The organism is Actinomyces sp. (genome assembly GCF_030530635.1).
Classification (GTDB): domain Bacteria; phylum Actinomycetota; class Actinomycetes; order Actinomycetales; family Actinomycetaceae; genus Actinomyces.
Genome location: NZ_JAUMUL010000002.1, coordinates 83,895 through 109,621 on the forward strand (window position 1 = coordinate 83,895; position 25,727 = coordinate 109,621).

27 protein-coding genes are annotated in these 25,727 nt (G+C 67.8%); 14 read left to right on the forward strand and 13 right to left on the reverse strand.

Features of this window, described 5'->3' with window-relative positions; translation table 11 throughout:
* Positions 1-13: 13 nt before the first annotated feature.
* Entirely contained in the window at positions 14-1,393 is a 1,380-nt protein-coding gene (locus Q4A20_RS01095; RefSeq protein ID WP_303119202.1) for an AMP-binding protein, read from the forward strand.
* A gap of 93 nt (positions 1,394-1,486) precedes the next feature.
* Positions 1,487-2,779, forward strand: a complete 1,293-nt coding sequence (locus tag Q4A20_RS01100) for a sugar MFS transporter (RefSeq protein ID WP_303119204.1) — start codon at positions 1,487-1,489, stop codon at positions 2,777-2,779.
* A 121-nt stretch (positions 2,780-2,900) separates the two neighbouring features.
* On the opposite strand, the gene Q4A20_RS01105 is transcribed toward Q4A20_RS01100, so the two are convergent.
* From Q4A20_RS01105 to rpmB, 8 genes are all read right to left on the reverse strand, one after another.
* The gene (locus Q4A20_RS01105; RefSeq protein WP_303119206.1) at positions 2,901-3,374 is read right to left on the reverse strand and encodes a hypothetical protein; all 474 of its coding nucleotides are present in this window, start codon (positions 3,372-3,374) and stop codon (positions 2,901-2,903) included.
* Positions 3,375-3,456: 82 nt separating this feature from the next.
* A complete protein-coding gene (gene purU, locus Q4A20_RS01110) occupies positions 3,457-4,326 on the reverse strand; it encodes a formyltetrahydrofolate deformylase (RefSeq protein WP_303119352.1) in 870 nt (289 codons plus the stop codon).
* A 102-nt stretch (positions 4,327-4,428) separates the two neighbouring features.
* Positions 4,429-4,632, reverse strand: a complete 204-nt coding sequence (locus Q4A20_RS01115) for a hypothetical protein (RefSeq protein ID WP_303119378.1) — start codon at positions 4,630-4,632, stop codon at positions 4,429-4,431.
* A gap of 265 nt (positions 4,633-4,897) precedes the next feature.
* A complete protein-coding gene (ykgO, locus tag Q4A20_RS01125; protein WP_017194831.1) occupies positions 4,898-5,020 on the reverse strand; it encodes a type B 50S ribosomal protein L36 in 123 nt (40 codons plus the stop codon).
* 30 nt (positions 5,021-5,050) lie between these two features.
* Positions 5,051-5,302 (reverse strand): type B 50S ribosomal protein L31, encoded by a 252-nt coding sequence (locus tag Q4A20_RS01130; RefSeq protein WP_303119212.1) that lies wholly within the window; start codon positions 5,300-5,302, stop codon positions 5,051-5,053.
* 39 nt (positions 5,303-5,341) lie between these two features.
* Positions 5,342-5,647, reverse strand: a complete 306-nt coding sequence (gene rpsN, locus Q4A20_RS01135) for a 30S ribosomal protein S14 (RefSeq protein ID WP_303119215.1) — start codon at positions 5,645-5,647, stop codon at positions 5,342-5,344.
* Positions 5,647-5,820: a 50S ribosomal protein L33 gene (rpmG, locus tag Q4A20_RS01140; RefSeq protein WP_303119218.1), complete on the reverse strand. Its 174-nt coding sequence runs from the start codon at positions 5,818-5,820 to the stop codon at positions 5,647-5,649. The genes rpsN and rpmG overlap by 1 nt, the downstream gene beginning before the upstream one ends.
* Complete coding sequence (gene rpmB, locus Q4A20_RS01145) at positions 5,820-6,056, reverse strand: 50S ribosomal protein L28 (protein ID WP_303119220.1); 237 nt, start codon at positions 6,054-6,056, stop codon at positions 5,820-5,822. The genes rpmG and rpmB overlap by 1 nt, the downstream gene beginning before the upstream one ends.
* Positions 6,057-6,255: 199 nt before the next feature.
* On the opposite strand from rpmB, the gene Q4A20_RS01150 reads away from it, so the two are divergent.
* From Q4A20_RS01150 to Q4A20_RS01160, 3 genes are all read left to right on the forward strand, one after another.
* Positions 6,256-7,239 (forward strand): GTP-binding protein, encoded by a 984-nt coding sequence (locus Q4A20_RS01150; protein WP_303119223.1) that lies wholly within the window; start codon positions 6,256-6,258, stop codon positions 7,237-7,239.
* 271 nt (positions 7,240-7,510) lie between these two features.
* Positions 7,511-8,830, forward strand: coding sequence for a serine hydroxymethyltransferase (glyA, locus tag Q4A20_RS01155; RefSeq protein WP_303119225.1), 1,320 nt, complete (start codon positions 7,511-7,513; stop codon positions 8,828-8,830).
* The gene (locus Q4A20_RS01160; RefSeq protein WP_303119227.1) at positions 8,827-9,729 is read left to right on the forward strand and encodes a bifunctional methylenetetrahydrofolate dehydrogenase/methenyltetrahydrofolate cyclohydrolase; all 903 of its coding nucleotides are present in this window, start codon (positions 8,827-8,829) and stop codon (positions 9,727-9,729) included. Before glyA ends, Q4A20_RS01160 begins: the two co-directional genes overlap by 4 nt.
* A 226-nt stretch (positions 9,730-9,955) precedes the next feature.
* On the opposite strand, the gene Q4A20_RS01165 is transcribed toward Q4A20_RS01160, so the two are convergent.
* Positions 9,956-10,798, reverse strand: coding sequence for an exodeoxyribonuclease III (locus tag Q4A20_RS01165; protein ID WP_303119230.1), 843 nt, complete (start codon positions 10,796-10,798; stop codon positions 9,956-9,958).
* A gap of 176 nt (positions 10,799-10,974) precedes the next feature.
* Between Q4A20_RS01165 and Q4A20_RS01170 the strand changes: the two genes are divergently transcribed.
* Positions 10,975-11,370: an acylphosphatase gene (locus tag Q4A20_RS01170; RefSeq protein ID WP_368502402.1), complete on the forward strand. Its 396-nt coding sequence runs from the start codon at positions 10,975-10,977 to the stop codon at positions 11,368-11,370.
* A 140-nt stretch (positions 11,371-11,510) separates the two neighbouring features.
* Here Q4A20_RS01170 and Q4A20_RS01175 read toward each other — a convergent pair whose 3' ends face one another.
* The 4 genes from Q4A20_RS01175 to galK form a co-directional block, all read right to left on the reverse strand.
* Positions 11,511-12,851, reverse strand: a complete 1,341-nt coding sequence (locus Q4A20_RS01175) for an ABC transporter permease (RefSeq protein WP_303119233.1) — start codon at positions 12,849-12,851, stop codon at positions 11,511-11,513.
* Positions 12,848-13,681 (reverse strand): ABC transporter ATP-binding protein, encoded by an 834-nt coding sequence (locus tag Q4A20_RS01180; protein WP_303119236.1) that lies wholly within the window; start codon positions 13,679-13,681, stop codon positions 12,848-12,850. Before Q4A20_RS01180 ends, Q4A20_RS01175 begins: the two co-directional genes overlap by 4 nt.
* Positions 13,678-14,733, reverse strand: coding sequence for an efflux RND transporter periplasmic adaptor subunit (locus Q4A20_RS01185; protein ID WP_303119239.1), 1,056 nt, complete (start codon positions 14,731-14,733; stop codon positions 13,678-13,680). The genes Q4A20_RS01180 and Q4A20_RS01185 overlap by 4 nt, the downstream gene beginning before the upstream one ends.
* 245 nt (positions 14,734-14,978) lie before the next feature.
* Positions 14,979-16,286, reverse strand: coding sequence for a galactokinase (gene galK / locus Q4A20_RS01190; protein WP_303119242.1), 1,308 nt, complete (start codon positions 16,284-16,286; stop codon positions 14,979-14,981).
* A 145-nt stretch (positions 16,287-16,431) separates the two neighbouring features.
* On the opposite strand from galK, the gene Q4A20_RS01195 reads away from it, so the two are divergent.
* The 8 genes from Q4A20_RS01195 to Q4A20_RS01230 all read left to right on the forward strand — a co-directional run bounded on the left by Q4A20_RS01195 (position 16,432) and on the right by Q4A20_RS01230 (position 25,725).
* A complete protein-coding gene (locus Q4A20_RS01195; RefSeq protein WP_303119243.1) occupies positions 16,432-16,995 on the forward strand; it encodes a 2'-5' RNA ligase family protein in 564 nt (187 codons plus the stop codon).
* 88 nt (positions 16,996-17,083) lie between these two features.
* Positions 17,084-18,181, forward strand: coding sequence for a mannose-1-phosphate guanylyltransferase (locus Q4A20_RS01200; protein ID WP_303119358.1), 1,098 nt, complete (start codon positions 17,084-17,086; stop codon positions 18,179-18,181).
* A 257-nt stretch (positions 18,182-18,438) separates the two neighbouring features.
* On the forward strand, positions 18,439-19,536 hold the full coding sequence (locus Q4A20_RS01205; protein ID WP_303119245.1) for a BMP family protein: 1,098 nt from the start codon (positions 18,439-18,441) through the stop codon (positions 19,534-19,536).
* A 162-nt stretch (positions 19,537-19,698) separates the two neighbouring features.
* The gene (locus tag Q4A20_RS01210) at positions 19,699-21,225 is read left to right on the forward strand and encodes an ABC transporter ATP-binding protein (RefSeq protein ID WP_303119248.1); all 1,527 of its coding nucleotides are present in this window, start codon (positions 19,699-19,701) and stop codon (positions 21,223-21,225) included.
* Entirely contained in the window at positions 21,222-22,532 is a 1,311-nt protein-coding gene (locus Q4A20_RS01215) for an ABC transporter permease (RefSeq protein ID WP_303119250.1), read from the forward strand. Before Q4A20_RS01210 ends, Q4A20_RS01215 begins: the two co-directional genes overlap by 4 nt.
* 3 nt (positions 22,533-22,535) lie before the next feature.
* Positions 22,536-23,828 carry an ABC transporter permease gene (locus Q4A20_RS01220; RefSeq protein WP_303119252.1) on the forward strand — a complete coding sequence of 431 codons (1,293 nt, stop codon included), beginning with the start codon at positions 22,536-22,538 and terminating at the stop codon, positions 23,826-23,828.
* A 113-nt stretch (positions 23,829-23,941) separates the two neighbouring features.
* On the forward strand, positions 23,942-24,364 hold the full coding sequence (locus tag Q4A20_RS01225; protein ID WP_303119361.1) for a cytidine deaminase: 423 nt from the start codon (positions 23,942-23,944) through the stop codon (positions 24,362-24,364).
* A 41-nt stretch (positions 24,365-24,405) separates the two neighbouring features.
* Positions 24,406-25,725, forward strand: a complete 1,320-nt coding sequence (locus tag Q4A20_RS01230) for a thymidine phosphorylase (RefSeq protein WP_303119363.1) — start codon at positions 24,406-24,408, stop codon at positions 25,723-25,725.
* Positions 25,726-25,727 lie beyond the last annotated feature (2 nt).

The window sequence follows — 25,727 nt, forward strand, 5'->3', positions numbered from 1 at the left end:
CCACCCTGGGCATGTGTCTTCGACAACCAGCTTCGGCCGCCCATTGTTCCTGCTTCGCGGGGGCACTCGTCCTGATGCCGTCGCCGCCACGGTCACTGCTCTGCGTGAGCGGATTGATGCGGGCGGGCGCGGTGCCGGCCCACAACCGCTGCTGGTCCCCATCGGGCCGGGTGAAGACGAGGTCACGGTTGCATCCGATCTGTCCCGACGGCTCGACCCGGCCGGGCCCGCCGCCGCCCCGGACGTCGACGTGCTGCTGCGCACCTCCGGCTCCACCACCGGCACCGGAGCACTGGTGGCCATGAGCATGTCTGCCCTGACGGCCTCGGCGCGGGCGACGCATGCCCGCCTGGGTGGCGGCGGAACCTGGGTGCTCGCCCTGCCCGCCCATCACATCGCCGGGTTGCAGGTGCTTGTCCGCTCAATTCTGGCCGGGACCGCCCCGGTGATCGTGGATACCTCCGGAGGCTTCGACCCGGGGGCGCTCGCGGACGGGCTGGAGTGCGCACTTAACGCTGACCATGGTCCGGTGCGCGTGTCCCTAGTGCCCATCCAACTGATGCGGGCCCTGGCGCCGGGGCAGGAGCGTGCGGCCGCCGCCCTCGCCCGTGCCGACGCCGTCCTGCTGGGCGGTGCCGCCGTCGACCCGGCCCTGCTGGAGCGTGCCCGCGCCGCCGGGGTGCGGGTGGTGACCACCTACGGCATGAGCGAGACCGGCGGCGGCTGCGTCTACGACGGCGTCCCGTTGGACGGCGTCAAGGCGCGCATCGAGAACCCCGATGCAGACGGCGTCGGCCGGATCGTGCTGTCCGGGACGGTACTGGCACGGGGCTACGCCGATGACGCCACCGGCCACACGGCCGTCTTCCGTGACCGGCGGGTCCGTGGGGCGGCTGCGGAGTCCGGAGAGGTCGCTAGGGGATCCGGGGACGCCGGCGGGCGGCCGAGCACGGTTGCCGGTAGGGAGCTGCTCACCGGTGATCTGGGCCGGGTTATGACCGGCCCCGACGGGATACGACGACTGGCCGTGCTGGGCCGCGTGGACGACGTGATCATTACCGGCGGCATCAAGGTGGCGCCCCGGGAGGTCGAGCAGGTGCTCACCGTCTTGCCCGGTGTGGGGCAGGCCTGCGTGGTCGGGTTGCCCCACGCCCAGTGGGGCTGTGCCGTGGCGGCGGTCGTCGTTCCGGAGATGGGCGGAGACGTGGGTGACCCGCGGGCCTGGGCGCGGCGGCTGCGGGCCGAGGCGCGGGAGCGACTGGACGGGGCCCACACGCCCAAACGGATCCTCATCGTCGAGGCGCTGCCGCTGCGGGGGCCGGGCAAGGTCGACCGGCGGGCGGTTGCGCGGCTGGCCGAGGAAGCCGGTGGGCTCGCTCAAGACTCCGAGTAGGTCCACAGTGTGGGCGCGGGCAGGGTGTGTTGTAGACGAAGGACCCTTGCGGCTGGGGAACAGACAACTAAAATAGCGTCGTCGGTTAATTTTGTGATTGGTGCTGATCGAGTCATCAGTGCCGCCTGCCGTTACTCGGAGAGGCTCCCCGTGTATCTGCTGCTGCTCGCCATCATCTACCTGGCCTTCATCAGTCTCGGTCTGCCGGACTCGCTCGTGGGGGCGGGCTGGCCCGTCATGCACGAGGATCTGGGAGTACCGGTCTCATTCGCAGGGGGCATCACCTTCATCATCGCCGTCGGTACCATCATCTCCTCCTTGGCGTCGGAGCGGTTGACTCGGCGCTTCGGGGCGGGGTTGGTCACCACTGTGAGCGTCGCAATGACGGCCGCGGCGCTGCTGGGTTTTTCCACCGCCACCCGGTTCTGGATGCTGTGCCTATGGGCCGTCCCCTATGGTCTGGGCGCCGGTGCCGTCGACGCGGCGCTGAACAACTATGTCGCTCTCCACTACAACGCGCGGCACATGAACTGGCTGCACAGTTTCTGGGGCGTTGGTGCCTCCATCAGCCCCTTCGTCATGAGCCTGGCCCTGTCCGCCGACGGCGACTGGCCCGCCGCCTACCGGGGGATCGGCCTGCTGCAAGTCGGGCTTGCCGCGGTGCTGCTGGCCAGTCTCCCGTTGTGGCGGCGCGTTGCCGCGGTCCGTCCCGGTGAGCCGACGGCGGAGGGCGGGACCACACCGGCCGCCGAGACCGCCGGTGTCGGCCGCGGTGATGCAGACGCTGTTGGAGGCGCCGACGGGCAGGTCTCGATCCGGACGGCGTTACGCATCCCCGGGGTGCCCTCCGTCCTGCTCGCATTCTTCTGCTACTGCGCCTTCGAGCAGACGGCCATGCTGTGGGGTGCGACCTTCTTCGTCTCCGACCGGGGTTTTGAGGCCTCCGCGGCGGCATCCTTCGGTGCCCTGTTCATCCTGGGACTGACCGCGGGCCGTTTCCTGTGCGGCTTCTTCGCCGACCGGGTTGGGGACCGGCAGCTCATTAGGGGCGGTTTCCTGCTGGGGGCCGTCGGCGCGGTGATCGTGGCGCTGCCGCTGGGGCAGGTGTCATTCGTCGGCTTCGCCCTGGCTGGAATCGGGGCGGCCCCGGTGTATCCGGCGGTCATTCACTCCACGCCCGCCAACTTCGGGCGCGCCAACTCGCAGGCGATCATCGGCATCCAGATGGCGGCGGCCTATACCGGGACCACCATCATGCCGCCGTTGTTCGGATTCCTTTCCGGCCGGGTCGGCCTGTGGCTGTTGCCCTTCTACCTCCTGGCCCTGGCCCTGTTGGGCCTGGTGATGACCGAGCGGCTCAACCGGCTGCCGCGCCGGCCGGTCTGAGGTTGTGAAGCTTCGGTAGGCGGCTTGCCGGCGTGCCTCAGCCCCGGCCGGAACGACCGACCATTCACGCGCGAGAGTTCGACGGGGCGACGCCCGCGGCGCCGTCGGGCATGAGTATCGTTCACCAGCGCGCGAGTTCGACGAGCAGCCAGGTCGCGGCGAGCGTGTAGAAGCAGGCGTACAGGGCGTGCAGCGGCAGGTTGAGCCGCAGGTAGCGGGCGGCGGCGTCGGCGGCGATCGGCCGACCGGAGACCAGCGTCTCCTCCGGTTCGGTGAAGCCGGCGACCCGGTGGACGGTGAGCAACAGGGGCAGGGCGGCGACGGCGAGGACGCGGCCGATCAGGGGCGTGTGCCAGCTGGCGGCGAGCGCCGCCACGGACGCGAAGAACTGGAGGAGCATTGCCGCCGCGTAGGTGATCTTCAGACGGGTGCGGCGTCGGAAGGGCGCGTAATGGCGCTGTAGAGCCTCGATTTGACCGGTGCGCACCATATGGCTGAAGAAGCCGCCGATGGTCAGGCAGTACATGACCAGGAAGCCGGCGACCATGGCGGTGGTGAGCGCGGCGAGCAGGTGCAGGATGAGGGGCGCGGACACGACGGCAGTGTTTCGCCGTTGCCGGGCGGGCGCAAGCGCCGTCAGGAAAAACCGCCCCGGCAAGGGGGGCGGGGCACCTGTGTCAGGCGAAGACGACGGTGCGGTGACCGTTGAGCAGAACCCGGTGCTCGGCGTGCCAGCGCACCGCCTGCGCGAGCACGCGGCGCTCGACGTCCTGCCCCTTGGCGCGCAGCATCTCCACGGAGTCCTCGTGGCCGGCGCGGGTGACGTCCTGCTCGATGATGGGGCCCTCGTCCAGGTCGGGGGTGACGTAGTGGGCGGTGGCGCCGATCAGCTTCACGCCGCGTTCGTGCGCCTGCCGATAGGGGTTGGCGCCTTTGAAACTGGGCAGGAACGAGTGATGGATATTGATGACCCCGCCGTGGAGGCGCTCGCACAGGGAGGGGGAGAGGATCTGCATGTAGCGGGCCAGCACCACCAACTCGACGTCCAGGGAGTCCACCAGCTCCAGTAGCTGCGCCTCGGCGTCGGTCTTGGTCTCCTTAGTTACCGGGATATGGTGGAAGGGGACGCCGTAGAAGTCGGCCACGGGATGCAGGTCCTCATGGTTGCCGACCACGCCGAGGACGTCGATCGGCAGGCCCTGACTGCGGGCGCGGAAGAGCAGGTCGGTCAGGCAGTGGCCCTCCTTGGATACCATGATCAGGGTGCGCATGGGGCGGCCGACCTCATCCAGCGACCAGGTCATGGAGTAGGTGCGGGCCAGCTCGGCCAGGTCCTTCTCCAACTCCTCGCGGGCCACGGTGGTCTGCACTTGCACGCGCATGAAGAACAGGCCGGAGACCTCGTCGCCGAACTGCTTGGACTCGGTGATGTTGCCGCCGCGCCGGGCCAGCGCGCCGGAGACGGCGTTGACGATGCCGGGGCGGTCGGGGCAGGACAGGGTCAGCACGAGGTGGCGGGCGTCGGCGGGTGCGGTGGGGGCGGACATGGTCATGGCAGGAGGGTAGCCGGGTGCGGTGGGAGCGGGGAATTAGAGACGAAGGGCGGACTGGAGGCGCGTCGCGACGGCGTCGGGAACGGAGCGCGGGTATCAGGAGCCCACGGCGGCACGCGCGGCGGCGCGGATGGCAGCGGCGGCGTCCTGCGGGTGGGTCCGGGCGGTCTCCCGCCACGCGTCGCGGGTGAGCGGCAGCGGGTTGACACACTCGGCGAAAACGTCGTTACCACCGTCCAGCAGGTCACCCGCAACGGCGTAACCGACGGTGTATCCGGAGCCCTGGACGCCGCCGCCCATCTCACCGAGACTCTTAACGCCTGCTCGATGGAGTCGATTCGAATGTAGGACAGGGTGCCGTCGCGATTGAGTTCGCGAGCCACGGTGGACTTCCCGGTGGCGGGCAACCCGCCGAGGACTACCAGAACGGGACGGGAAGGCGACATGCCCCGAGCGTACGCCCGGGGCGCCAAGGTCGCCGATGCCGTCAAGACGGGGCCGGGAGCCTATTGTCGCGGTCCGTTTGTCGCGATCCGTTCATCGCGGTCCGTCCCGCGGCTTGGGCTCAGCCCTGACGGGCCTTGAAACGCGGGTTCTTCTTATTGATTACGTAGGTGTGGCCGCGACGGCGCACGACCTTGCTGCCGGGCTGTTTGGCCAGCGAACGAATGGAGGCTCGAACCTTCATGCTGTCTCCTCTTGTCGGTCTGTTGCGATTTCAGCGGGAGCGCTTGCCGTAGCGGCGCTCAAACTTCTCCACCCGTCCGGCTGTATCCAGAATGCGTCCCTTCCCCGTCCAAAACGGGTGTGAGGCGCTGGAGATGTCGATGTCGACCAGTGGGTAGGTGTTGCCGTCCTCCCACTCGATGGTGCGGGAGGAGGTGATGGTCGAGCGGGTGAGGAAGGCGAAGTCTGCGGCCTTATCGCGAAAGACAACGGGATGGTAGTCGGGGTGGATTCCTGGACGCATGGAGTGACTCCTGAAGTCTAGAGATTGTCGATGAGGGAGCTACCAAGAGGCCTTGGTAATGCCGGGCAGCTCGCCGCGCAGGGCCATCTCCCGGAAGCGGACGCGTGAGACGCCCGCCTTGCGGACGAACCCGCGGGGACGTCCGTCCACCGCGTCGCGATTGCGTACCCGGGTGGGGGAGGCATCGCGGGGCAGCGCATGCAGGGCGGACATGGCGGCTTGGCGTTCCTCGACGGAGAGCGCCGGGTTGATGCTGTCGCGCTTCAGTTCGGCGCGTCGCTCGGCGTAGCGGGCCACGATCCGCCGGCGACGCGCATCGGCGGCGAGCTTGGACTTCTTAGCCATCAGCGGGACTCCTTGAACTCGACGTGACAGCGAACAATCGGGTCGTACTTGCGCAGGACCAGGCGGTCGGGGGTGTTGCGGCGGTTCTTCCGGGTGACGTAGGTGTATCCGGTGCCGGCGGTGGAAACCAGTTTGATGACCGGACGCAGATCCCTGCTTTTGGGTGCTGCCATCAGACTCGCTCCCCCCGCGCGTGCATTCTCGCGACCACGACGTCGATACCCACCCGGTCGATGATCTTGATGCCCTTGGCGCTGACCCTGAGCTTGACCGTGCGTCCCAGAGACGGCACCCAGTAGCGCTTGGTCTGCAAGTTGGGCAGCCACCGCCGCTTGGTGCGGCGGTGGGAGTGTGAGATTGAGTACCCGGTGGCCGGACGGGCACCGGTGACTTGGCAGTAGCGGCTCATGAGGGGCACTATATGCGAACGATTCTCATTGTCGTCAACTGGAGGTGCCGTGCACTGCCTCACCATCATCAGCGCCGTTGACCCCGCACTACTGGATCTGACCGCTCTCGCACTTCACGGAGAAGGTGCACTCGTGATTCGGGCGAGGCTCCTTCCCGAACAAGGGGAACACGGAGCCGTTCGGCTGACAGCCGCTTCCATGTCTGATGCCGCATCCAGTACCACCTCCGTGATCGACATACCGCGCTCGAAGGACTGCTGGACCTGCTCGCTGCGGGAGGTGCTGGTCGCCGTCGGCGAGGATCGTGCTCGGATTGAGCCGGATGGCACCACGGTCATCATGCTTCCCGTCGGAGTGGAACTGGTTCATCTGGTCCCGGCTCTGGTCGACGAGCTGAAACTCTTGCCGGGGGTCGTGATGGCCGGAGTCGCGCACGTCATTGATGCCGACTCTGCCGCGGAGGACCTATTGGAGCATCGGCCGTTGTCGGCATTCGCCGGTGAGTCCTACGCCGCCGATGGGCGTTGTAGTGGCGAGATCCACATGGTTGCCATCGGCTACGCGGATGTGGTTGTCGCTCTCGGCGAGGACCCGGTTGGTCGGGACCTGGTGGAGCATCTGCGCCCTCACGACACACTGCTGCTGCCGGGCTTGGACGCACCTCTGCTTCCGGAGCTGCTGAACGTTCGGCACGATGTTGATTCGGCGCTCGCGCGCGTGCACCCCGCCACCACCAGGGCGTGGGGCGGACCCGACGAGCACGGCGTGCGCACGCTGGACCTGTCCTCCGATTTGCCCTTCCACCCCGGGCGGCTACGCGAGTTCGTTGCGGATCTGGCCGGTCACGGCCTGCTCGCCCGCGGCTGCTTCTGGCTGCCCAGCAGACCCGGGCGCGTGTGCACCTGGGAGGTGGCCGGTGGGGTCGTGAGTGTGGGAGACGCCGGGTTCTGGAATGCCGTGCCGCAGATGCACGTAGATGAGCTTGCCGCCTCCGGGCTGAGCGAACACGACCCCGATGCCCCGCGTTGTCACCTGGTGGTGACCGGAGTCGCCGATGATGCACAGTGCGCAAGCGTGGCTGACGCCTTTCATCGGATCCTATTGCGGCCTGACGAAATGGGTGAGGCGCTGGCCTGGGCAGGTTCCCCCGACGGTCTGGAGGACTGGTTCGGGCAGGAGTGAGCGAGAGTCGGTCGCTGGCAGCCGCGGCGGGGATGCCGAGGCGCCGGCCCGAAGCGCCCTGCCCCACCTGGCCCCGACGCGCCGTCGGCGCTAGCATGGGGCCGTCGTCGTGACTGGCGAAAAGGTGGTCACCACCGGGGAGCGGCGGCACGTCACGGGTCCGCCCGCACCCGCGGTGGCTCCGGGACGCAGCAACGGAGAACCTGGTCGCCCGCCTGGGCCGAGGTCGACGCCCACGTGCGGCCCGCGCCGCGCAGACATCAGGAGAACCATGACCGACTCCGCGGCCACTGCCCGCACCGCCCTCAACAACCAGCCTCTGGCCGACCTCGACCCGGAGATCGCCGCCGTCCTTGACGATGAACTCACCCGCCAGCGCGGCACCCTGGAGATGATCGCCTCGGAGAACTTCGTGCCGCGCGCGGTTTTGCAGGCGCAGGGGAGCGTGCTGACCAACAAGTACGCCGAGGGCTACCCCGGGCGCCGCTACTACGGCGGCTGCGAGGTGGTCGACGTCGCCGAATCCCTGGCCATCGAGCGCGCCAAGACCGTCTTCAACGCCGAGTGGGCCAACGTCCAGCCGCACTCCGGCGCCCAGGCCAACGCCGCCGTACTGCACGCCCTGGCCAACGGCGGCGACACCATCCTCGGCCTGTCGCTTGCCCACGGCGGTCACCTCACGCACGGCATGAAGATCAACTTCTCCGGCAAGAACTATCACGCCACCGCCTACGGCGTGGATGAGACCACGCACCGCATCGAGATGGAGCAGGTGCGCCAGGCCGCCCTGCGCGAGCGCCCCCGGGTGATCATCGCCGGCTGGTCCGCCTACCCCCGCCACCTCGACTTCGAGGCCTTCCGCTCCATCGCCGACGAGGTCGGTGCCGCCCTGTGGACCGACATGGCCCACTTCGCCGGCCTGGTGGCCGCCGGAGCGCACCCTTCCCCGCTGCCGTGGTCCGACGTCGTATCCACCACCGTCCACAAGACCCTCGGCGGCCCCCGCTCCGGCATGCTGTTGACCAACCGCGCCGAGCAGTGGGGCAAGAAGCTCAACTCCGCCGTGTTCCCCGGGCAACAGGGCGGCCCACTCATGCATGTGATCGCCGCCAAGGCCGTCGCCATGAAGATCGCCGGCACCGACGAGTTCAAGGACCGCCAGGCCCGTACCCTTCAGGGCGCCTCGATCCTCGCCCAGCGCCTGCTCGCCGACGACGTCGCCGCCGCCGGCATCAAGCTGGTCACCGGCGGCACCGACGTCCACCTAGTACTGGTGGACCTGCGCGACTCCGCCCTGGACGGCCAACAGGCCGAGGACCTGCTGCACGACGCCGGCATCACCGTCAACCGCAACGCCGTCCCCTTCGACCCGCGCCCACCGCGCGTCACCTCCGGCCTGCGCATCGGCACCCCGGCCCTGGCCACCCGCGGCTTCGGCCCCGCCGAGTTCACCGAGGTCGCCGAGATCATCGCCACCGCCCTGGTGGCCGGTGCGGCCGGCAACGCAGATGACGATCTGCTCGCCTCCCTGCGTGCACGCGTGCGCACGCTCACCGACGCCTTCCCGCTCTACCAGGGGCTGGCCCAGTGAGGGCCCCCTGGGACGGCGCCGCCCGCATCCTGGACGGCAAGGCCACCGCCGCGGCGCTCAAGGCCGAACTGTCCGAGCGCGTGGCCGTGCTGCGTGAGCGCGGAATCACCCCCGGCCTGGGCACGGTGCTGGTCGGCGAGGACCCCGGCAGTGTCAAATACGTGGCCGGAAAGCATGCCGACTGCGCCGAGGTAGGCATCGAGTCCATCCGGGTGGACCTGCCCGCCACCGCCACGCAAGCCGAGATCGAGGCAGCCATCGACCGCCTCAACGCCGACCCCGCCTGCACCGGCTACATCGTCCAGCTGCCTCTGCCCGCAGGCATCGACACCAGCGTCATCCTGGAGCGCGTCGATCCCGACAAGGACGCCGACGGCCTGCACCCCACCAACCTCGGCCGCCTGGTGCTGCGCGGCACCGGTCCGATCACCTCGCCGCTGCCGTGCACGCCGCGCGCCTGCATCGAGCTGATCACCCGCCACGGCATCGACCTGGCCGGCAAGAATGTGTGCGTCCTCGGCCGCGGCGTCACCGTGGGCCGCTCCATCGGCCTGCTGCTGATGCGCAAGGATGTCAACGCCACCGTGGACGTCTGCCACACCGGCACCCACGACCTGACCGCGCATGTGCGCCGCGCCGACGTCGTCATCGCCGCCGCCGGCTCGGCCGGCATCGTCACGGCGGACATGGTCGCGCCCGGGGCGGTAGTCCTGGATGTGGGCGTCTCCCGCGTCATCAACCCCGAGACCGGCAAGGGCCGGATCATGGGTGACGTCGCCGACGGCGTCGACCAAGTCGCCGCCTGGTTGTCCCCGAACCCCGGGGGAGTAGGCCCGATGACGCGCGCCCTGCTGCTGGCGAACGTCGTCGAGATCGCCGAGCGCAACGCCGTCGGCTGATACGCGCTGCGCCCGGGATCAGCGGTTCGGGGCCGCGTCACCTGGCGGTGGTTCCCGCTGTGACACGTCTCGAATGAGCGAGGACGCGCTTCACGGGGCTATCTGGCTGACGGTTCGTACCTTTGCTTCGACGCTTCGTACTTTGGCTTGACGGTTCGTACCCGTAGGTGCCGAACCGTCGGCGTTGGTGCCGAACCATAGCCTGGGTGATTAGCGACGAACCGCCTCAGAGGTCGTAGTCGACCACCAGCGGGGCGTGGTCCGACCAGCGCTCGGCGTAGCCGGCAGCCCTGTCCACGGTGAAGGCGCGGGCACGCGCGGCCAACTGCGGCGTGGCCACCTGGTAGTCGATGCGCCAGCCGGCGTCGTTGTCGAAGGCCTTTCCGCGCTGTGACCACCAGGTGTACGGGCCCTGCGCGTCGGGGGCGAGACTGCGGGCCACGTCCACCCAGCCCGCGCCGAACCAGCGCTCCAGATAGGCGATCTCCTCATCCAGTACGCCGGCGGACTTGTTGTGGTTGGGGCGCCAGTTCTTGATGTCGCGTTCGGAGCGCACGATGTTCAGGTCACCGGCTACGAGTACCTGTGGTCCGCCCGCAGCGGCGGCCGAGAGCAGTGACGCCATGCGCAGGTCCACCAGGTCCAGATGGGCGTACTTCTGATCCATCTTGATCGTCCCGACCTGGCCGGAGTGGAAGTACGCGGACACCACCGTCAGGGGCGTCGCCACATCGAAGGACGCGGCGGCCGGCGGGGTCAGGTCCACCTCCAGCCAGCGGCCGGAGTCCACATCCGGTTCCACCGTGCCAGGGGTGCTTACGCCACGGCGTACCGCTTCCACCGCCACTGGCGCCCCCTCACGTACCGCGACGGCGACTCCTGCCCTCCCCTTGACCCGGCACGGCCAGACCGTAGATTCGTAACCCGGCAACAGCGCGGACGCGGTGGCCTCGTCGGCACGAACCTCTTGCAGCAGAAGGACATCAGGGGCACAGGTCTCCAACCAGGCGGCCATGTGCTTGCGGGCGGCGGCACGGATGCCGTTGACGTTGACGGTGGCTACGCGCATGGGTACCGAGTGTACGTGCGCGCCGGCTCGGCTACGAGTTTTCAAGTGGCGGAAGACGGTGACGGGCTCGGGGCAACGCCACAACGACAGTTCTCGGCACGTAACTTCTACCGACCTCGGCACGTAACTTCTACCGATCTCGGTGAGGTGGTGTGCTTTCCTGCGACAATGGTGGCATGGAGCGCAGGTTCTTCGATGTCTTCCGCCCCTCGGCGAGCAAGCCCGGGACTCCCGACGAATCCAGGGGTGCCGACGCCGATGCCGATGGCCCCGAGGCTGCTCCCGCGGCTGAGCGGCGGCGTACCATCCATGCCATCGTCTCCGGACGCGTGCAGGGCGTCGGCTTTCGCTGGTCCTGCATGGAGGAGGCAGACCGACTCGGACTGGTCGGGGAGGTGCGTAATCTTGACGACGGCGATGTGGAGGTACTGGCGCAGGGCCCGCCCGATGATGTGGCCCGCTTGATCGCCTGGCTGTATCACGGCCCCCGCTGGGCGAACGTGGCCTCCGTGCACGTCACGGACATGAAGTCCGGCAGCCTGCGTCATCGCGCCTTCGTCATGGGCAACTGACATCCCACGCCCTTGGGTGTATGGCGCTACCCCGGGATGCTTGTGGAACTCACCCGGGGTCGCGCCATACACAGGCAGCAGAGGCGGCCGGTGGAACGTGCGCGGCTCGGTAGGCCTAGTGCGCCTGGCTGCGGCGGTCGTCAGTAGCGGATAGCGTCGATCGGTTTGATGCGCACCGCCACCAGGGCCGGAATGATCCCGGACATCGCGCCTACCGCAGTGGCGGCAGCTAAGCCGATCACGGCCGCGGACATGGGGAACGGCGGGCGTGTCTCCACCGCGACCCCCAGCATCGCCCCCAGCGGCGCTACACGCATGCCCACGATCGCTATCCCGATACCGATTACACCGGCGACTACGGTCGCCACCACCGACTCCAGCATGATGGAGAAGAAGATGCGCCGGCTGGTCGCCCCGAAGGAGCGGCGTACTCCGATCTCGTGGATGCGCTGGCGCACCGTCACCATGGAGATGTTGATCAGGCTCAGCGCCCCCAGAACCATGACCAACACACCCGCGATGGTCACCGCCTGGGTGAAACTGGAGGTATTGATTCCCTGGGTCTGTGCCGTGTTAGAGGTAGCTGTTGTGGAGCCCGAGCCGAACTGGGCATCCAGGTCGTGCTTAGCGAGCTTGATCACCTGCTGCTCCTGCTCTTGCCCCGCCCAGATCTCCAGCACCGGGGCAGGCAGGGAGGCACGGACCTCATTGGTAAGCCATTGCTCGTGCGAACTGCGTAGCGCGTAAGCCCTGACTGATTGCCTGCAGTCCGCTGCATACTGGGGGTTCGACATGCACCAGGTAAGGTCATCAGGCTTGAGTACGCCGACGATCGTATAAGTGGTCTGCGCGGGAGAGTAGGAGCGCACCGTGATGGGGCTGTTGAGAGTCGTATGGCCCAACTGCTCCAATAGGCCCTGTGAGACTACCAGCGACGGTGAGAGGTCGTCCTCGTCGTCGGGGGAGAACCAGCGTCCCTGCCCCATAGCGGTGCTATGCAGCGTGGCGTAGCCGGGGCTGACGACGGTGGTCTGCACATTACGCGCGCCGTCAGGGAAGGCGATGCGTAGCTGCTGATCGTAGCTGGTCGCCCAGCTCTTGGCACCATAGCGCTCAACCAGGTTGGCCTCGGCCGTGGCGATCTTACTGGCGATCTCCGGCGTTGACTGCGAACCATCATTGGTGCCGCCGGAACTGCCGTCAGCGCCGGAACTGGAGTTGTCCGATACCACTGAATCGTTGTCCACACCTCGGCCGGTGGGATTCACTTCGATTCTGACGGTACCGGGGCGGCCAGCGTAGGTCGCGATCTCCTGATCAATGATCGCACTGGTCACCTCGCCCAGGGCGATGACGAAGGTCATGGCGGCTACGGCCGCACCGACGCCCACCAGGGACAGCATGACCCGCAATTTGCCGATACGCAGCTGTGCCCAGGCCTCAACCAGGGCGCCGAAAAAACCTGTTAGGAAGCGGATCATGACGCAGCCTCCTGCATGGTGTGCCGTCCTGTCGGCGGGACCTGTCCCGGTGCGGACGATGCCGGTATCCCGGTTGCGGAGGTCTGCGCGGTGCCAGCAATCTCCTCGGTGAACTCGTCCAGTCCGCCGATGCGCTCGTGGTGCACTGTGATCGGGGTCAGTACGCCCTGACCGAGTCGGTACTGGGTGCGGGCGCGACCGGCCACGGCCAAATCGTGGGTGATGATGATGAGCGCGGCTCCGGTCTCCTGACACTGGCGCTCCAACAGTTCCATCACCATTGCGCCGGTGTCGACGTCGAGTGCCCCGGTGGGCTCATCGGCGAGGATAACCCTCGGACGGCGCGCCAGGGCACGCGCGATGGCGACGCGCTGCTGCTCTCCGCCGGACAGGCGCCCGATGGGGGCATCGATCTTGTCCTCCAAACCAACGGAGGCCAGCAGTTGCTCGGCGCGTCGGGTGCGAGTCCAAAAGGCCGATCCCGTGTCATACAGGAGCGGTGCCGCCACGTTTTCCGTGGTGGACAGGCCCGGGATGAGGTTGAAGGACTGGAAGACGTAGCTGAAGGTCCGTCCACGCAGGTGAGCCCGTCTGGCCTCCCCCAGACGGCGGGTGTCGCGCCCGTCAACGGTGTAGCCGCCGTCAGTGGGCTGGTCGATCAGACCGATCAGGTTCAGCAGCGTGGACTTACCGGTGCCGGACCGGCCGACTATAGCCACGTGGTCGCCGGCCTGAACATCTAGGTTCACGTCGGTGAGGATGTGCAGCGGTGGGGAGTCGGGCACCTCGAAGGTGCGAGCGATGCCCCGCATACTCAGCAGGGGATTCACAGGATCTCCTCGCCGTTCTCGTCGTAGCAGGCAGAATTGTCGGGCTCGCAGGTATTCGGCTCTCCCGTACGCTTCGTATCCTTGTTCGGGACGAACAGGAGGATCTCGTCCCCCTCGGCCAGCCCTTCGGTGACCTGAATATTGGTGCCGTCGGTGATCCCGAGGGAGACCTCTCGCTTCTCGGCGTTCTCCGGTTTGGAAGGATCGGTGACCACCCAGACGTTCCCCTTGGTGACGGAGCCCTCCACCGCGGTCACGGGTACCACCAGTGCTCCGGTGACTGAGCCGCCGTCCACACCGATGGTGATGGACATGCCCGGGAAGACCTGCTGGTCCGAGGGCACCGGGCAGCGGACCTCCACGCTGGTGCCGTCAGCGGGCGTAGTCGTGACCTGGCCGCTTTCGCTGGTAGTGGTGGACGTCTTCTCCCGGGTACCGATCTTCAGTCCCGTGCACTCGAACGGCGCCGGCCCGCCCTCGGCCGAGATGGTGGCCGACGACGGCGCGTTGGTGAGCCGATACTGCTGATTGGCGGTGATGGTTCCCTTGGCGGAGTATGTGCCAGGAGCGACAGTGGCGATGACTTGGCCCACGCTGGTCTGTTGGGCCTCAATGACATTGAAGGAGACTACGCCGCTGGTGGGGGCGTAGACGGTGGACCAGGTGACCTTGTCGGGCACCGGTGTTTGAACGGGATTGCCCTGTTCATCAGTGCTCGTCGTCGGCTCTTGCGGCTCTACCAGCTTGAGATAGATCAGGGGTTCTCCCTGGGTGACGGTCGCTCCCTTGCCGACGGCGAAGGAGTCGACGACACCGTTGAGGTTGGCGTGCACCTCCTCTGCGGCGTTCTCGACGATCTGTCCTTTGACATCCACGGTGTTGGAGATGTCCCCGGTGGTGACCGTGGTGGTCTGGGTGGCGGCGGTGATGCCGGGTTCTATCTCCGCAGTCGTGCCTGCCTCGGAGTTCGGGAAGAACGCGATCTTCACCAAGGCGACCGCAACTATCACGGCGATCAGGATCTTGATGGCTGGTAGGACATAGCGTTTCAAGGCACACCTCCGGTTGGCCCCCATGGCCGGAATTGGCGGCCAGGGACCGCCTGATTGTGGGATGGGCCACAGCGGTGGGCGCCGCAACCCTTGGTGACGTGAAAAGACTATGACGATACGGGCATCCGCACACTCATCCTTAGGTAGGAGAATGCATCGGATCCCCCGAGTCGGGTGTCTAGGAGTCTCCTCCGCCAGGAGGGGGAGGAGACTCCCGGATACTGATGTTCGGCGTGCTTGATCGCTTAGAGCAGGCGCCCGGCCGGAGCGGAAGGCACCGCATTCAAGAAGGCCGGAGTGGCGAAGCCGTGCGCGGCGTAGGCGTCTACGACGGCACGCGCTACGGCGTCGACCGTGGCGGTGTCGACCAGTGCGATGGCACTGCCGCCGAAGCCGCCTCCGGTCATGCGCGCGCCGTGGGCGCCGGCGGATCGTGCCGCCTGAACCGCCACGTCGAGTTCGGGGCAGGTGACCTCGTAGTCCACTCGCAGCGACTCGTGGCTGGCATCCATGAGCGCTCCCACCCGGGCCAGCTTGTCGCCGGTCAGCGGGGCGCCGTCACGCAGCAGCGCCACCAGGCGGCGAGTGCGGTCGATCTCCGTGATCACGTGGCGGGTGCGCGCCACCAGCACATCGGCGTCCTCGACTCCGGAAGCGGCCAGCCGGGCCAGGGCGGCTTTGAGTCCGTCTGCGCTGATGTCCGCCAAGAACTCGACGCCGAGGAGCTCGGCGGCCCGTTCGCAGGCCGCGCGACGGGCCCCGTACTGACCGTCCACCAGTGAGTGCTTGGCCTTGGTGTCGATCACGAGCAGAGTGAGGTCTGCGGCCGCCAGGTCGAAGGGAACATGTGTCACTGAGCCGTCCCGGCAGTCGAGTTCAAGGGCGTGTCCGGCGCGGCAACGCATGGAGGCGGACTGGTCCATGCCGCCGGTGGGAGCGCCCGCCATCTCATTCTCGGCCCGGATGCAGGCGGTGACCAGGCGGGCGCGACCGGTATCGTCGGGTTCTTCCGCGGTTCCGGCCAGGCCCAGTTCGCAGGAGTCGTCCAGGGCGACGGCGGTCGCGCACTCCAGAGCGGCAGAGGAGGACAGACCTCCGCCCAGTGGCACACAGGAGTACAACGCGGCGTCGAAGCCGTGCAGCGGTCCGAGCCCGTCCTGTTCCAGTGCCCAGGCGACGCCGGCCACGTAGGCGTTCCAGTGCCGTACTTCACCGGGGGTGCCCTTCGGGCCGATCGCATCAAGATCAAGCACGTCAATGGTCTCGCGCGTCTGTGGGGACACTAGCCGGATAGTGCGGTCCTCGCGCCGTCGCAGTGCCAGGTGGGCGCGGTGCGGCAGGGCGATGGGCAGTGCCAGGCCGCCGTTGTAGTCGGTGTGCTCCCCGATGACGTTCACGCGTCCGGGCGCGTACCACACGCCATCGGGCGCAGTGTCGAAGGCTTCACGGAATAGGCCGGTGGCGGCGTCGACGCCCTCCTGTGGGCTCAGCGCAGGAGAGAAGACGGGCTCAGATCCGGCTACGGCGGCGGGCTGGGACTCGGTGCGCGGCATGGAGTTATTCTGCCAGACGAACCGCCTGCGCGGGCATGCGAATGGGTAGGGTGCCGAACCGTCTTCGAGATGCCCCTCCGGGCCCGCCCGGGGTAAGGTGCAGCTGCCACCCGCCCGTGCTCGCGACAGGAGGAGTGCACGCCTCATGGACGTCCCCGCGCCCACGCCAACTCAGTGCGTCCTGGGCGTAACCATCGCCCTGCCCGAACCCTGGGCCGCGCGCGTGCGCAGCGTGCGGCTGGCGGTCGGCGACCCGCACGGCAAGGCGATCCCGCCCCACGTAACCCTGCTGCCGCCCACCGCCGTGGAACGGGCCGATCTGGAGGCCGTGACCGACCACGTGGTCCGGGTCGCCACCCGTGCGGCGCCCTTCACACTGCGGGCCGCCGGCATTGGCACCTTCCGCCCGGTCAGCCCGGTGGTCTTCCTTGAAGTCGCCGAGGGCGGCACTGCCATCGATGCGCTCCAGCAGGAACTGCGTGCCGCGGACGGGCCGCTGCACCGTCCTCTGCGCTTCCCCTTCCGTCCTCACATCACCCTCGCCCACGAGGTCGACGATGCCGCGCTTGACCGTGCTGTGAGTGCCGCGCGTGACATCGCGGCCACGTTCGTCGTGGATCGTATCCATCTCCAACGACTCGCCCCGGACGGCAGCTGGGCGGCGCTGGCGACGCCGGTGCTGGGAGTGTCGGCCGCGCCGGCCCAGTAGCCGCACCCATTAGCCTGATGCGGTGAACGCCGAGCATCCCGTCAACACCTCCTCCGAAGCAGCGGCAGCCGTCTCCACCACCGGGGTCATCCACGCGATCATCCCCGCGGGCGGCGCCGGCACCCGGCTGTGGCCGCTGAGCCGCAGGAGCCGCCCCAAGTTCCTGCTGGACCTGACCGCATCCGGTCACAGCCTGCTGCAGGCCACCGTGGCCCGCCTGGCCCCCCTGGCCGTGACGACGACGGTGGTCACCGGCGCCTCTCACATCGCCGCCGTCGCCCGGCAGCTGCCCGATCTGCCGGAGGAGAATCTGCTGGCCGAGCCGGCCCCCCGCGATTCCATGGCGGCCATCGGCCTGGCGGCCGCCGTGATCGCTAACCGCCATGGGCGGGAGGCGATCGTCGGCTCCTTCGCCGCCGACCACCTGGTGGCTGACGACGCCGCTTTCCGGGATGCAGTCAGGCAGGCGGTCGCTCTGGCGGAAGCCGGCTGGCTGGTCACCATTGGAATCGAGGCCACCGGTCCATCCACCGCCTTCGGCTATATCCATTCCGGTAGGGCGCTGGATGTGTCCGGAGCGCCCGCCGGACGTCGCGTGCTCGACTTCACCGAGAAGCCGGATGCCGCCACCGCAGCCCGCTACCTGGCCGCCGGCGACTATCGGTGGAATGCCGGTATGTTCGTGGTGCGCGCAGGTGTGCTCCTGGAGCACCTGGCCGCGAATCGCCCCGCATTGGCCGCCGGCATCCACGCGATCGCGGCCGCCTGGGACACCCCAGAGCGCGATGCCGTCATGACGCGGGTGTGGCCCGGTTTGGAGGCCATCGCCATTGACCACGCCATCGCCGAGCCGGTGGCCGCCGCAGGCGGTGTGGCCACCGTCCCCGGCGATATGGGCTGGGACGATGTGGGCGGCTTCGACACCCTCGCCGAGCTCCTTGCGCCGCGCGAGACGGGTCCGCAGGCCGGAGCCGCCGTGCTCGGCGAGGCGGATGTGGAGGCCGTGGACGCCGCCGGAGCACTGGTCGCCTCCACCTCTGGTCGCAAGGTCGTGCTGTTGGGAACCCCCGGCGTCGTCGTGGTGGACACCCCCGACGCCCTGTTGATAACCACTCCGCAACACGCTCAGGATGTCAAGGGCGTCGTCGATCGTTTGCAGGCGGCCGGAAGGGACGAGCTTCTGTGAACAGAGGCCGTGGCCTGCGCCGCTGCAAGTTCTGTAAGGTGTTGCAAGACTAGGGGCTGCCGGGAGCTTGTCGTCTGGCATGTTCACGGCCCTGGGTGTCGGTGCGGCGCGGATCACGTCATGGTAGCAATATGGCGGTTTGGTGCCGATTGCGCAGTGGGGGCCGGGCGAGGGTCTATGCTGGTGGCAGCGCCGGTGCCAACCCGGCCAGCTCCTTGCAAGGGCGCAAGCCCCGAACCCCATTAGGAGACACCATCGTGAAGAAGAAGTATCCCGCCGTAACACTCGGCCTGGTTGCCGCCTTGTCGCTCGCCGCCTGCGGATCGGCCCCGGACTCAAGTTCGTCGGGTGGAGGCGCCAGTGATTTCCTGGCCTGCATGGTCTCCGATGAGGGCGGCTTCGACGACCAGTCCTTCAACCAGTCCGGCAAGGAGGGCCTGGACCGTGCGGCGCGTGAACTCGGTGTCAAGACGAAGGCGGTCGAGTCCCAGTCCGATGCCGACTACCCGACCAACGTCGATTCCCTCATCCAGCAGAACTGCAACCTGATCATCGGGGTCGGATTCAACCTGGCGGCGCATCTGACCGCTGCCGCGCAGGAGAACTCGGACGTGGAGTTCGCCCTCATCGACTCTCGCTTCACCGACGCCGACGGTAACGTGGTTGAGCTTGACAACGCCAAGCCGCTGATCTTCAACACCGCCGAGGCTGCCTACCTGGCCGGTTACGCCGCCGCCGGAACCACTAAGAGCGGCAAGGTCGCCACCTATGGCGGCATGGCGATCCCCACCGTGCAGATCTTCATGGAGGGCTTCGCCAAGGGCGTGGCCAAGTACAACGAGGACAATGGCACCAAGGTGGAGGTGCTCGGCTGGGATCCCAGCAACCCGAACTCAGGCTCCTTCATCGGCAACTTCTCCGACACGGCCGCGGGCAAACAGCTCACTGAGCAGTTCCTCTCTCAGGGCGCCGACATCATCCTGCCGGTGGCCGGACCGGTCGGCTCCGGCACGCTGGCCGCGGTCAAGGAGGCCGGCAGTGATGACAACGCGATCGTCTGGGTGGACGCCGACGGCTACGTCACCACCGAATCCGACGGTGGCAGCAAGTACATGCTGACCTCTGTCCTGAAGGGCATCGACACCGCCGTCTACGAAGCCATTGAGGAGGCCTCGTCCGACGGCTTCACCTCGGCCCCCTTCATCGGCACGCTCGCCAATGACGGCGTCTCCATCGCCGACTACCACGACTGGTCCTCCAAGGTGCCCAGCGACGTCCAGAAGCAGGTCGAGACGCTCAAGCAGCAGATCATCGACGGCACCCTCGACGTCTCCACCTCCTACGACCCGTCCTGACGGGCGCAGAGCAGATTCAATCGGTGACGCCGTCGTCCTCGACGGGGCGACGGCGTCACCGCCGCCCGGGCCCATCCCCTTCCCGCGACGTCGCCAGCGCCTCCCCGTCGCAACTCAATCACTGAACCAATACTGTCTTAACGCACAGGAAGCGAGCCTTTCGTGTTGCTCGAGCTCCGCGGAATCACCAAGGTCTTCGGATCCCTCGTGGCCAACGACCACATCGACGTCACCGTCGAACCCGGCCAGATCCACGCCCTCCTGGGCGAGAACGGCGCCGGCAAGTCAACACTCATGAATGTCCTGTACGGCCTGTACGAACCAGACGACGGCGAGATCCTCATCGACGGCCGACCGGTCACCTTCAAAGGCCCCGGAGACGCCGTCGCCGCAGGCATCGGCATGGTCCACCAGCACTTCATGCTGGTGCCGGTGTTCACCGTGGCCGAGTCCGTAGCCCTGGGCTACGAGCCCACCGGGACCGCCGGTGTCATCAACGCCAAGGCGGCTGCGGCCAAGGTGCGGGAGATCTCAGAACGCTTCGGCTTCGACGTCGATCCGGACGCCTACATAGAGGACCTGCCGGTGGGTGTGCAGCAACGCGTCGAGATCATCAAGGCGCTGTCCCGCGACGCCAAGGTGCTCATCCTCGACGAGCCCACCGCCGTGCTCACTCCGCAGGAGACGGACGAACTCATTGCCATCATGCGCGACCTCAAGGCCGCCGGCACCTCCATCGTGTTCATCACCCACAAGCTGCGCGAGGTGCGTGAGGTGGCGGACACGATCACCGTCATCCGCCGCGGCAAGGTAGTGGGTGCGGCCGAACCCACGGCCTCCCAGGCCGAACTCGCCGGCCTCATGGTGGGCCACTCCGTCTCCCTCACAGTCGCCAAGGATGAGCCGAGGCTCGGTGACGGCGGCCTGGCGCTGAATAACATCAGCCTCATCGAAGACGGCAACACGCTGCTTGACGAGGTGAGTCTCCAGGTTCGCTCCGGCGAGATCATCGGTGTGGCCGGAGTGCAGGGCAACGGGCAGACCGAACTGGCCGACGTACTGCTGGGACTGCGCGCCCCCACTGTCGGCAGGGTGTGTTTCGGTGAGCAGGACGTCACCGGTCTGGGAGTGCGTCAGCGCCTCAGTGCCGGTCTCGGCTTCGTACCCGAGGACCGCTCCACCGACGGCATGGTGGCCGCCTTCTCCGTGGCTGAGAACATGATCCTCGATCGCTTCCACGATCCGGCCTTCGGATCGGGCCCTTCCATCAGCCCTACGAAGGTTCGGGACCACGCGGAGCAGTTGCGCGACGAGTTCGACGTGCGTGTCACAGACGTCGCCGATCCCATTTCCACCCTGTCCGGAGGCAACCAGCAGAAGGCGATCCTCGCCCGCGAGCTGTCTCGCCCCTTGAAGGTCCTGGTTGCCTCGCAGCCCACGCGCGGGTTGGATGTGGGCTCCATCGAGTTCGTCCACAAACGCATCGTCGCCGAGCGCGACAACGACACCGCCGTGCTGATCATCTCCTCCGAGTTGGATGAGATCTACTCTCTGTCAGACCGCATCGCCGTCATGTATCGCGGCCGAATCGTCGGCGTGGTCCCGTCGGACACGCCCCGTGACGTGCTGGGTCTGATGATGGCCGGTGTACCCCTTGACCAGGCGCGCGCCCAGGAGGAGAACCGATGAGCGAAGCCACCCCCAGCGGCGCCACCACGGCGGCGCAGAAGCAGAATGACCGCACACCCGCCACAAGCTCCGAGAAACAGCCGGAACGACCCGGTCTGTTGCGGCAGATCGCCGAGTCCAACACGCTCATGGGCGTGCTCGCGGTTGTCACCGCGATGATCGTCGGCTCGCTGCTTATTCTGATCGCTGACGACAATGTGCGCACCACCGCCGGCTACTTCTTCGCCCGCCCGGGAGACTTCATCGGTGCGGTCGGAACCTGCCTGGCAGACGCTTACAGTTCGCTGCTGCGGGGCGGCGTGTTCGACTGGCGGGCCTCGTCTGCGGCGCGCATGTGGCGCCCCATTACCGAGACCCTGACGGTGGCCACGCCACTGATTCTGGCGGGGCTCGGCATGGCGGTGGCCTTCCGCGCCGGCCTGTTCAACGTGGGCGGTCAGGGACAGATCATTCTCGGCGCCGTCGTCGGCGGCTACGCCGGCTTCGCCTGGAACCTGCCCGGCGGACTGCACTTGCTGGTGGCTGTGCTCGGCGCCGTCGTCGGCGGCGCCCTGTGGGGCGCCATCCCCGGCGTGCTACGCGCCACCACGGGTGCGAGCGAGGTCATCACCACCATCATGCTCAACTCGGTGGCCGCCTACCTGCTGGCACACCTGCTCACCACGGCTACCTTCATCGGGGCCGGCAACGCCAACCCCAAGTCGCTGCCGGTTGGCGGCACGGCCCGGTATCCACTATTGCTCGGCAGTCCCTTCCGCCTCCACCTGGGCTTCATCGTGGCCTTGCTGGCGGCCATATTCGTGTGGTGGCTGCTGGAACGCAGCGAGATCGGCTTCCAGTTCCGTGCCACGGGCCTGAACCCGCAGGCGGCGCTGACCGCAGGTATCAACGTTCCCCGGATCACCGCTCTGGTGATGATCGTTTCCGGCGCCCTGTGCGGCCTGGCAGCAACTGCCCCCGTGCTGGGTACTCAGCATTACCTGACCACTTCGGTTGCCGGCAGCATCGGCTTTGACGCCATGACCGTGGCCCTGCTGGGACGCTCCACCCCGCAGGGCACGGTCTTGGCGGGTCTGCTCTTCGGGGCACTCACAGCCGGAGGCACCACCATGCAGGCCGCCACCGGCACTCCCATCGACATCGTGCTGGTGCTGCAGTCCATGATCGTGCTGTTCATCGCGGCACCGCCGCTGGTGCGCGCCATCTACCACCTGCCCACACCCGGCTCCTGGCGGCGCCGCCGCCGTGAGGTTATCGACGCCGCAGCCGCCGTCGCCCCGGCCGCCGCTGAGAAGAAGGAGGCCTGAGCCATGACCGCGACACAGACGGCCAACCCGCCTCGGGACGCCCGCTCGGATGCCGAGCCGGTGAGCATCCTCGAGCCGATCGCCTACAAGCTGCCGGTCACCGGCATCGTTCTAGTAGTTCTAGAACTACTGATGGGCTTGGCCAGCCACGGTGATACGAGCTTCCAGTTGTCCACGAAGAACGACTTCCTCGACCTGCCCGTGATCACCCTCGGGGCCCGCCTGGTAATTGTGGTCATGGCGCTGGCCGCCGCGGCGCTGACTGTCTATATGTGGCTGCGTGCGATCAGGCGTGCGAAGCTGGGCACTTGGGTGGGGCTGGCGCTGGGAGCCACGTTCATCATCGCCTTCCTCACCTGGGCCGGCGCCGGACGCTCCACCGTCATTCCCGTAGTGACCATCCTGTCCTCCACACTCGCCCTGTCAGTGCCGCTCGTCTTCGGTGGGCTCGCCGGCGTGGTGGGGGAGCGTTCGGGGACCATCAACATCGCTATTGAGGGACAGCTGTTGGGAGGCGCCTTCCTGGGTGCGGTGGTCGCCTCGATCGCCAGGACTCCTTGGGCCGGTCTTATCGCCGCTCCCTTCGCCGGCATCCTGGTGGCCCTGCTGCTGGCGCTGTTCGGCCTGAAGTACCGGGTGAACCAGATTGTGGTCGGTGTGGTGCTGAACGTGTTTGTCTCGGGCCTGACCAGCTTCCTGTTCTCCACGGTGCTCACCGACAACCCGGCTGGACTGAACACCTCCACGCGCCTACCCACCGTGCCCATCCCGGTGCTCTCGCAGATACCGGTCATCGGCCCGGTGTTGTTCCGGCAGACGATCCTGGTGTACCTGATGTACGCCGCCGTCGCCGTGCTGTCCTTCATGTTGTTCCACTCCCGCTGGGGCCTGCGCATGCGCGCCTGCGGCGAGCACCCCCGCGCGGCGGATACCGTCGGCATCAACGTGATGCGCACCCGCGTGAGAAACCTGATGCTGGGCGGCGCGCTCGCCGGCCTGGGTGGTGCCTTCTTCACCATCGGCTCCGGGCTGGCCTTCACCAAGGACATGTCCGCCGGCAATGGCTACATCGCCCTGGCCGCCATGATTCTGGGCGCCTGGAATCCGGTGGGGACCTTGTACGCCGCGCTCCTGTTCGGATTCGCCACCTCGGTGGGGCAGACCCTGTCCGTCATCGGCTCTCCGATCCCGGCCAACATCATCCTCATGATCCCCTATATCGTGACGGTATTGGCCGTCGCCGGCTTCGTGGGTCGGGTGCGTGCCCCCGCCGCGGAGGGGGTGCCCTACCCGTGACCGACGAGCAGGACTCCGTCCCGACACCGAGCAACGTCTCCAACCCGGCCGCACGCGCAGCCGATCCTGCCGACACCGGAGACCGGCCGGCCGTACCCGTTGTAGACGCGGGGATGTGGACGCGGCTGCGGGAGCTGGCCACCGAGGCCATGGAATGCGCCTACGCCCCCTACTCCCGGTTCCGTGTGGGGGCGGCCGCGGTCGTGGACGACGGCCGGATGGTGTCCGGCTGCAACGTGGAGAACGCCGGCTACGGAGTCGCTCTGTGCGCCGAGTGCGGACTGGTGTCCGAACTCGTGCGCAGCGGTGGAGGTCGCCTGGTCGCCTTCGCGTGCGTCGACGGCGACGGGCGGCCCTGCTCTCCGTGTGGGCGCTGCCGCCAGGTGCTCGCCGAGCACGCCCACCCGCACATGTTGCTGGCCATGCCCTCTGGGCTGATGACCATCGACCAGGTGCTTCCCGATCGCTTCACCGACGCCGACATCGACCGGGTGACCGGCGTACCCGCACCCGCAACACAAGGAGACCGGCCGTGATCGCAGCCACCAGCCCCGCTCCGGGTGCCCCGGCTTCCGGCGTGGAGCCCTTCGACGCCGTCGACGTCATCACCGCCAAGCGGGACCGTCATCGACTCAGCGACGCCCAGATCGACTGGGTGATCGACGCCTACACCCGGGGCGTCGTCGCCGAAGAACAGATGAGCGCCCTGGCCATGGCGATCTACCTGAACGGTATGGACCGCGGTGAGATCGCCCGCTGGACGGATGCCATGATCCGTTCGGGCGCGCGCATGGACTTCTCCACTCTGGGCCGTCCCACCGCTGACAAGCACTCCACCGGTGGGGTGGGCGACAAGATCACCCTGCCACTGGCGCCTTTGGTGGCGGTATTCGGTGTCAGCGTCCCACAGCTGTCCGGCCGTGGTCTGGGGCATACCGGTGGCACTCTGGACAAACTGGAATCCATCCCCGGCTGGCGGGCGACGCTGAGCAACGATGAGATCATGTCCATGCTTTCGCCCGAAGGTCCCGGTGCGGTCATCTGTGCCGCCGGCAGTGGGCTCGCCCCCGCCGACAGGAAGCTCTACGCGCTGCGCGACACCACCGCCACCGTCTCCTGCGTGCCACTGATCGCCTCCTCCATTATGAGCAAGAAGATCGCCGAGGGTACCGGTGCCCTCGTGCTGGACGTCAAGGTCGGCTCCGGAGCCTTCATGAAGGAGGCGGACCAGGCCCGCGAGCTCGCCGAAACCATGGTGACGCTGGGCACCGACGCCGGGGTGACCACCCGCGCCCTGCTCACGGATATGTCCACCCCATTGGGGCTCACGGCCGGCAACGCCCTGGAGGTGCGTGAGGCTCTCGAGGTGCTCTCCGGTGGTGGACCGGACGACGTCGTCGACCTGACCGTGGCGCTTGCGCGTGAGATGCTTTCCGCCGCCGGACGCCCGGTCGCAGACGACGAGTTGCGCGCGGCTCTGATGGATGGGCGTGCCATGGATGTGTGGCGGGCGATGATCCGCCGCCAGGGCGGCGACCCCGACGCGTCCCTACCAGTGGCTCCGGAGACCGATGCCGTCACAGCCGCCGCCGACGGAGTACTCACCCGCCTGGACGCCCTGGGTGTGGGCGTGGCCGCCTGGCGGCTGGGTGCCGGTCGCGCCCGTAAGGAGGACCCCGTCCAGGCGGTCGCCGGCGTCGAGATGCATGCTAAACCCGGCGATGCGGTACGTGCCGGGCAGCCGCTGCTGACCCTGCATACCGCTACTCCGGAGCGCTTCGACCGCGCTCGTGCCGCCCTGGATGGTGCGATCCGCATCTGTCCCGCCGATTCCCCGCAGGCGCGGGACGCCGTCGTCCGCCGCCGCTCGGGCGTGGTCCTGGACCGAATCGACTGAAG

Bases quoted from the DNA above. Each gene is read 5' to 3' on its own strand.
- purU (WP_303119352.1), bottom strand. From the start codon at position 4,326: ATGTCCGCCCCCACCGCACCCGCCGACGCCCGCCACCTCGTGCTGACC.
- Q4A20_RS01115 (WP_303119378.1), bottom strand. From the start codon at position 4,632: ATGGGCGGCGGCGTCCAGGGCTCCGGATACACCGTCGGTTACGCCGTT.
- ykgO (WP_017194831.1), bottom strand. From the start codon at position 5,020: ATGAAGGTTCGAGCCTCCATTCGTTCGCTGGCCAAACAGCCCGGCAGC.
- Q4A20_RS01130 (WP_303119212.1), bottom strand. From the start codon at position 5,302: ATGCGTCCAGGAATCCACCCCGACTACCATCCCGTTGTCTTTCGCGAT.
- rpsN (WP_303119215.1), bottom strand. From the start codon at position 5,647: ATGGCTAAGAAGTCCAAGCTCGCCGCCGATGCGCGTCGCCGGCGGATC.
- rpmG (WP_303119218.1), bottom strand. From the start codon at position 5,820: ATGGCAGCACCCAAAAGCAGGGATCTGCGTCCGGTCATCAAACTGGTT.
- rpmB (WP_303119220.1), bottom strand. From the start codon at position 6,056: ATGAGCCGCTACTGCCAAGTCACCGGTGCCCGTCCGGCCACCGGGTAC.
- Q4A20_RS01150 (WP_303119223.1), top strand. From the start codon at position 6,256: ATGTCTGATGCCGCATCCAGTACCACCTCCGTGATCGACATACCGCGC.
- glyA (WP_303119225.1), top strand. From the start codon at position 7,511: ATGACCGACTCCGCGGCCACTGCCCGCACCGCCCTCAACAACCAGCCT.
- Q4A20_RS01165 (WP_303119230.1), bottom strand. From the start codon at position 10,798: ATGCGCGTAGCCACCGTCAACGTCAACGGCATCCGTGCCGCCGCCCGC.
- Q4A20_RS01170 (WP_368502402.1), top strand. From the start codon at position 10,975: ATGGAGCGCAGGTTCTTCGATGTCTTCCGCCCCTCGGCGAGCAAGCCC.
- Q4A20_RS01175 (WP_303119233.1), bottom strand. From the start codon at position 12,851: ATGATCCGCTTCCTAACAGGTTTTTTCGGCGCCCTGGTTGAGGCCTGG.
- galK (WP_303119242.1), bottom strand. From the start codon at position 16,286: ATGCCGCGCACCGAGTCCCAGCCCGCCGCCGTAGCCGGATCTGAGCCC.
- Q4A20_RS01195 (WP_303119243.1), top strand. From the start codon at position 16,432: ATGGACGTCCCCGCGCCCACGCCAACTCAGTGCGTCCTGGGCGTAACC.
- Q4A20_RS01215 (WP_303119250.1), top strand. From the start codon at position 21,222: ATGAGCGAAGCCACCCCCAGCGGCGCCACCACGGCGGCGCAGAAGCAG.
- Q4A20_RS01220 (WP_303119252.1), top strand. From the start codon at position 22,536: ATGACCGCGACACAGACGGCCAACCCGCCTCGGGACGCCCGCTCGGAT.
- Q4A20_RS01225 (WP_303119361.1), top strand. From the start codon at position 23,942: ATGTGGACGCGGCTGCGGGAGCTGGCCACCGAGGCCATGGAATGCGCC.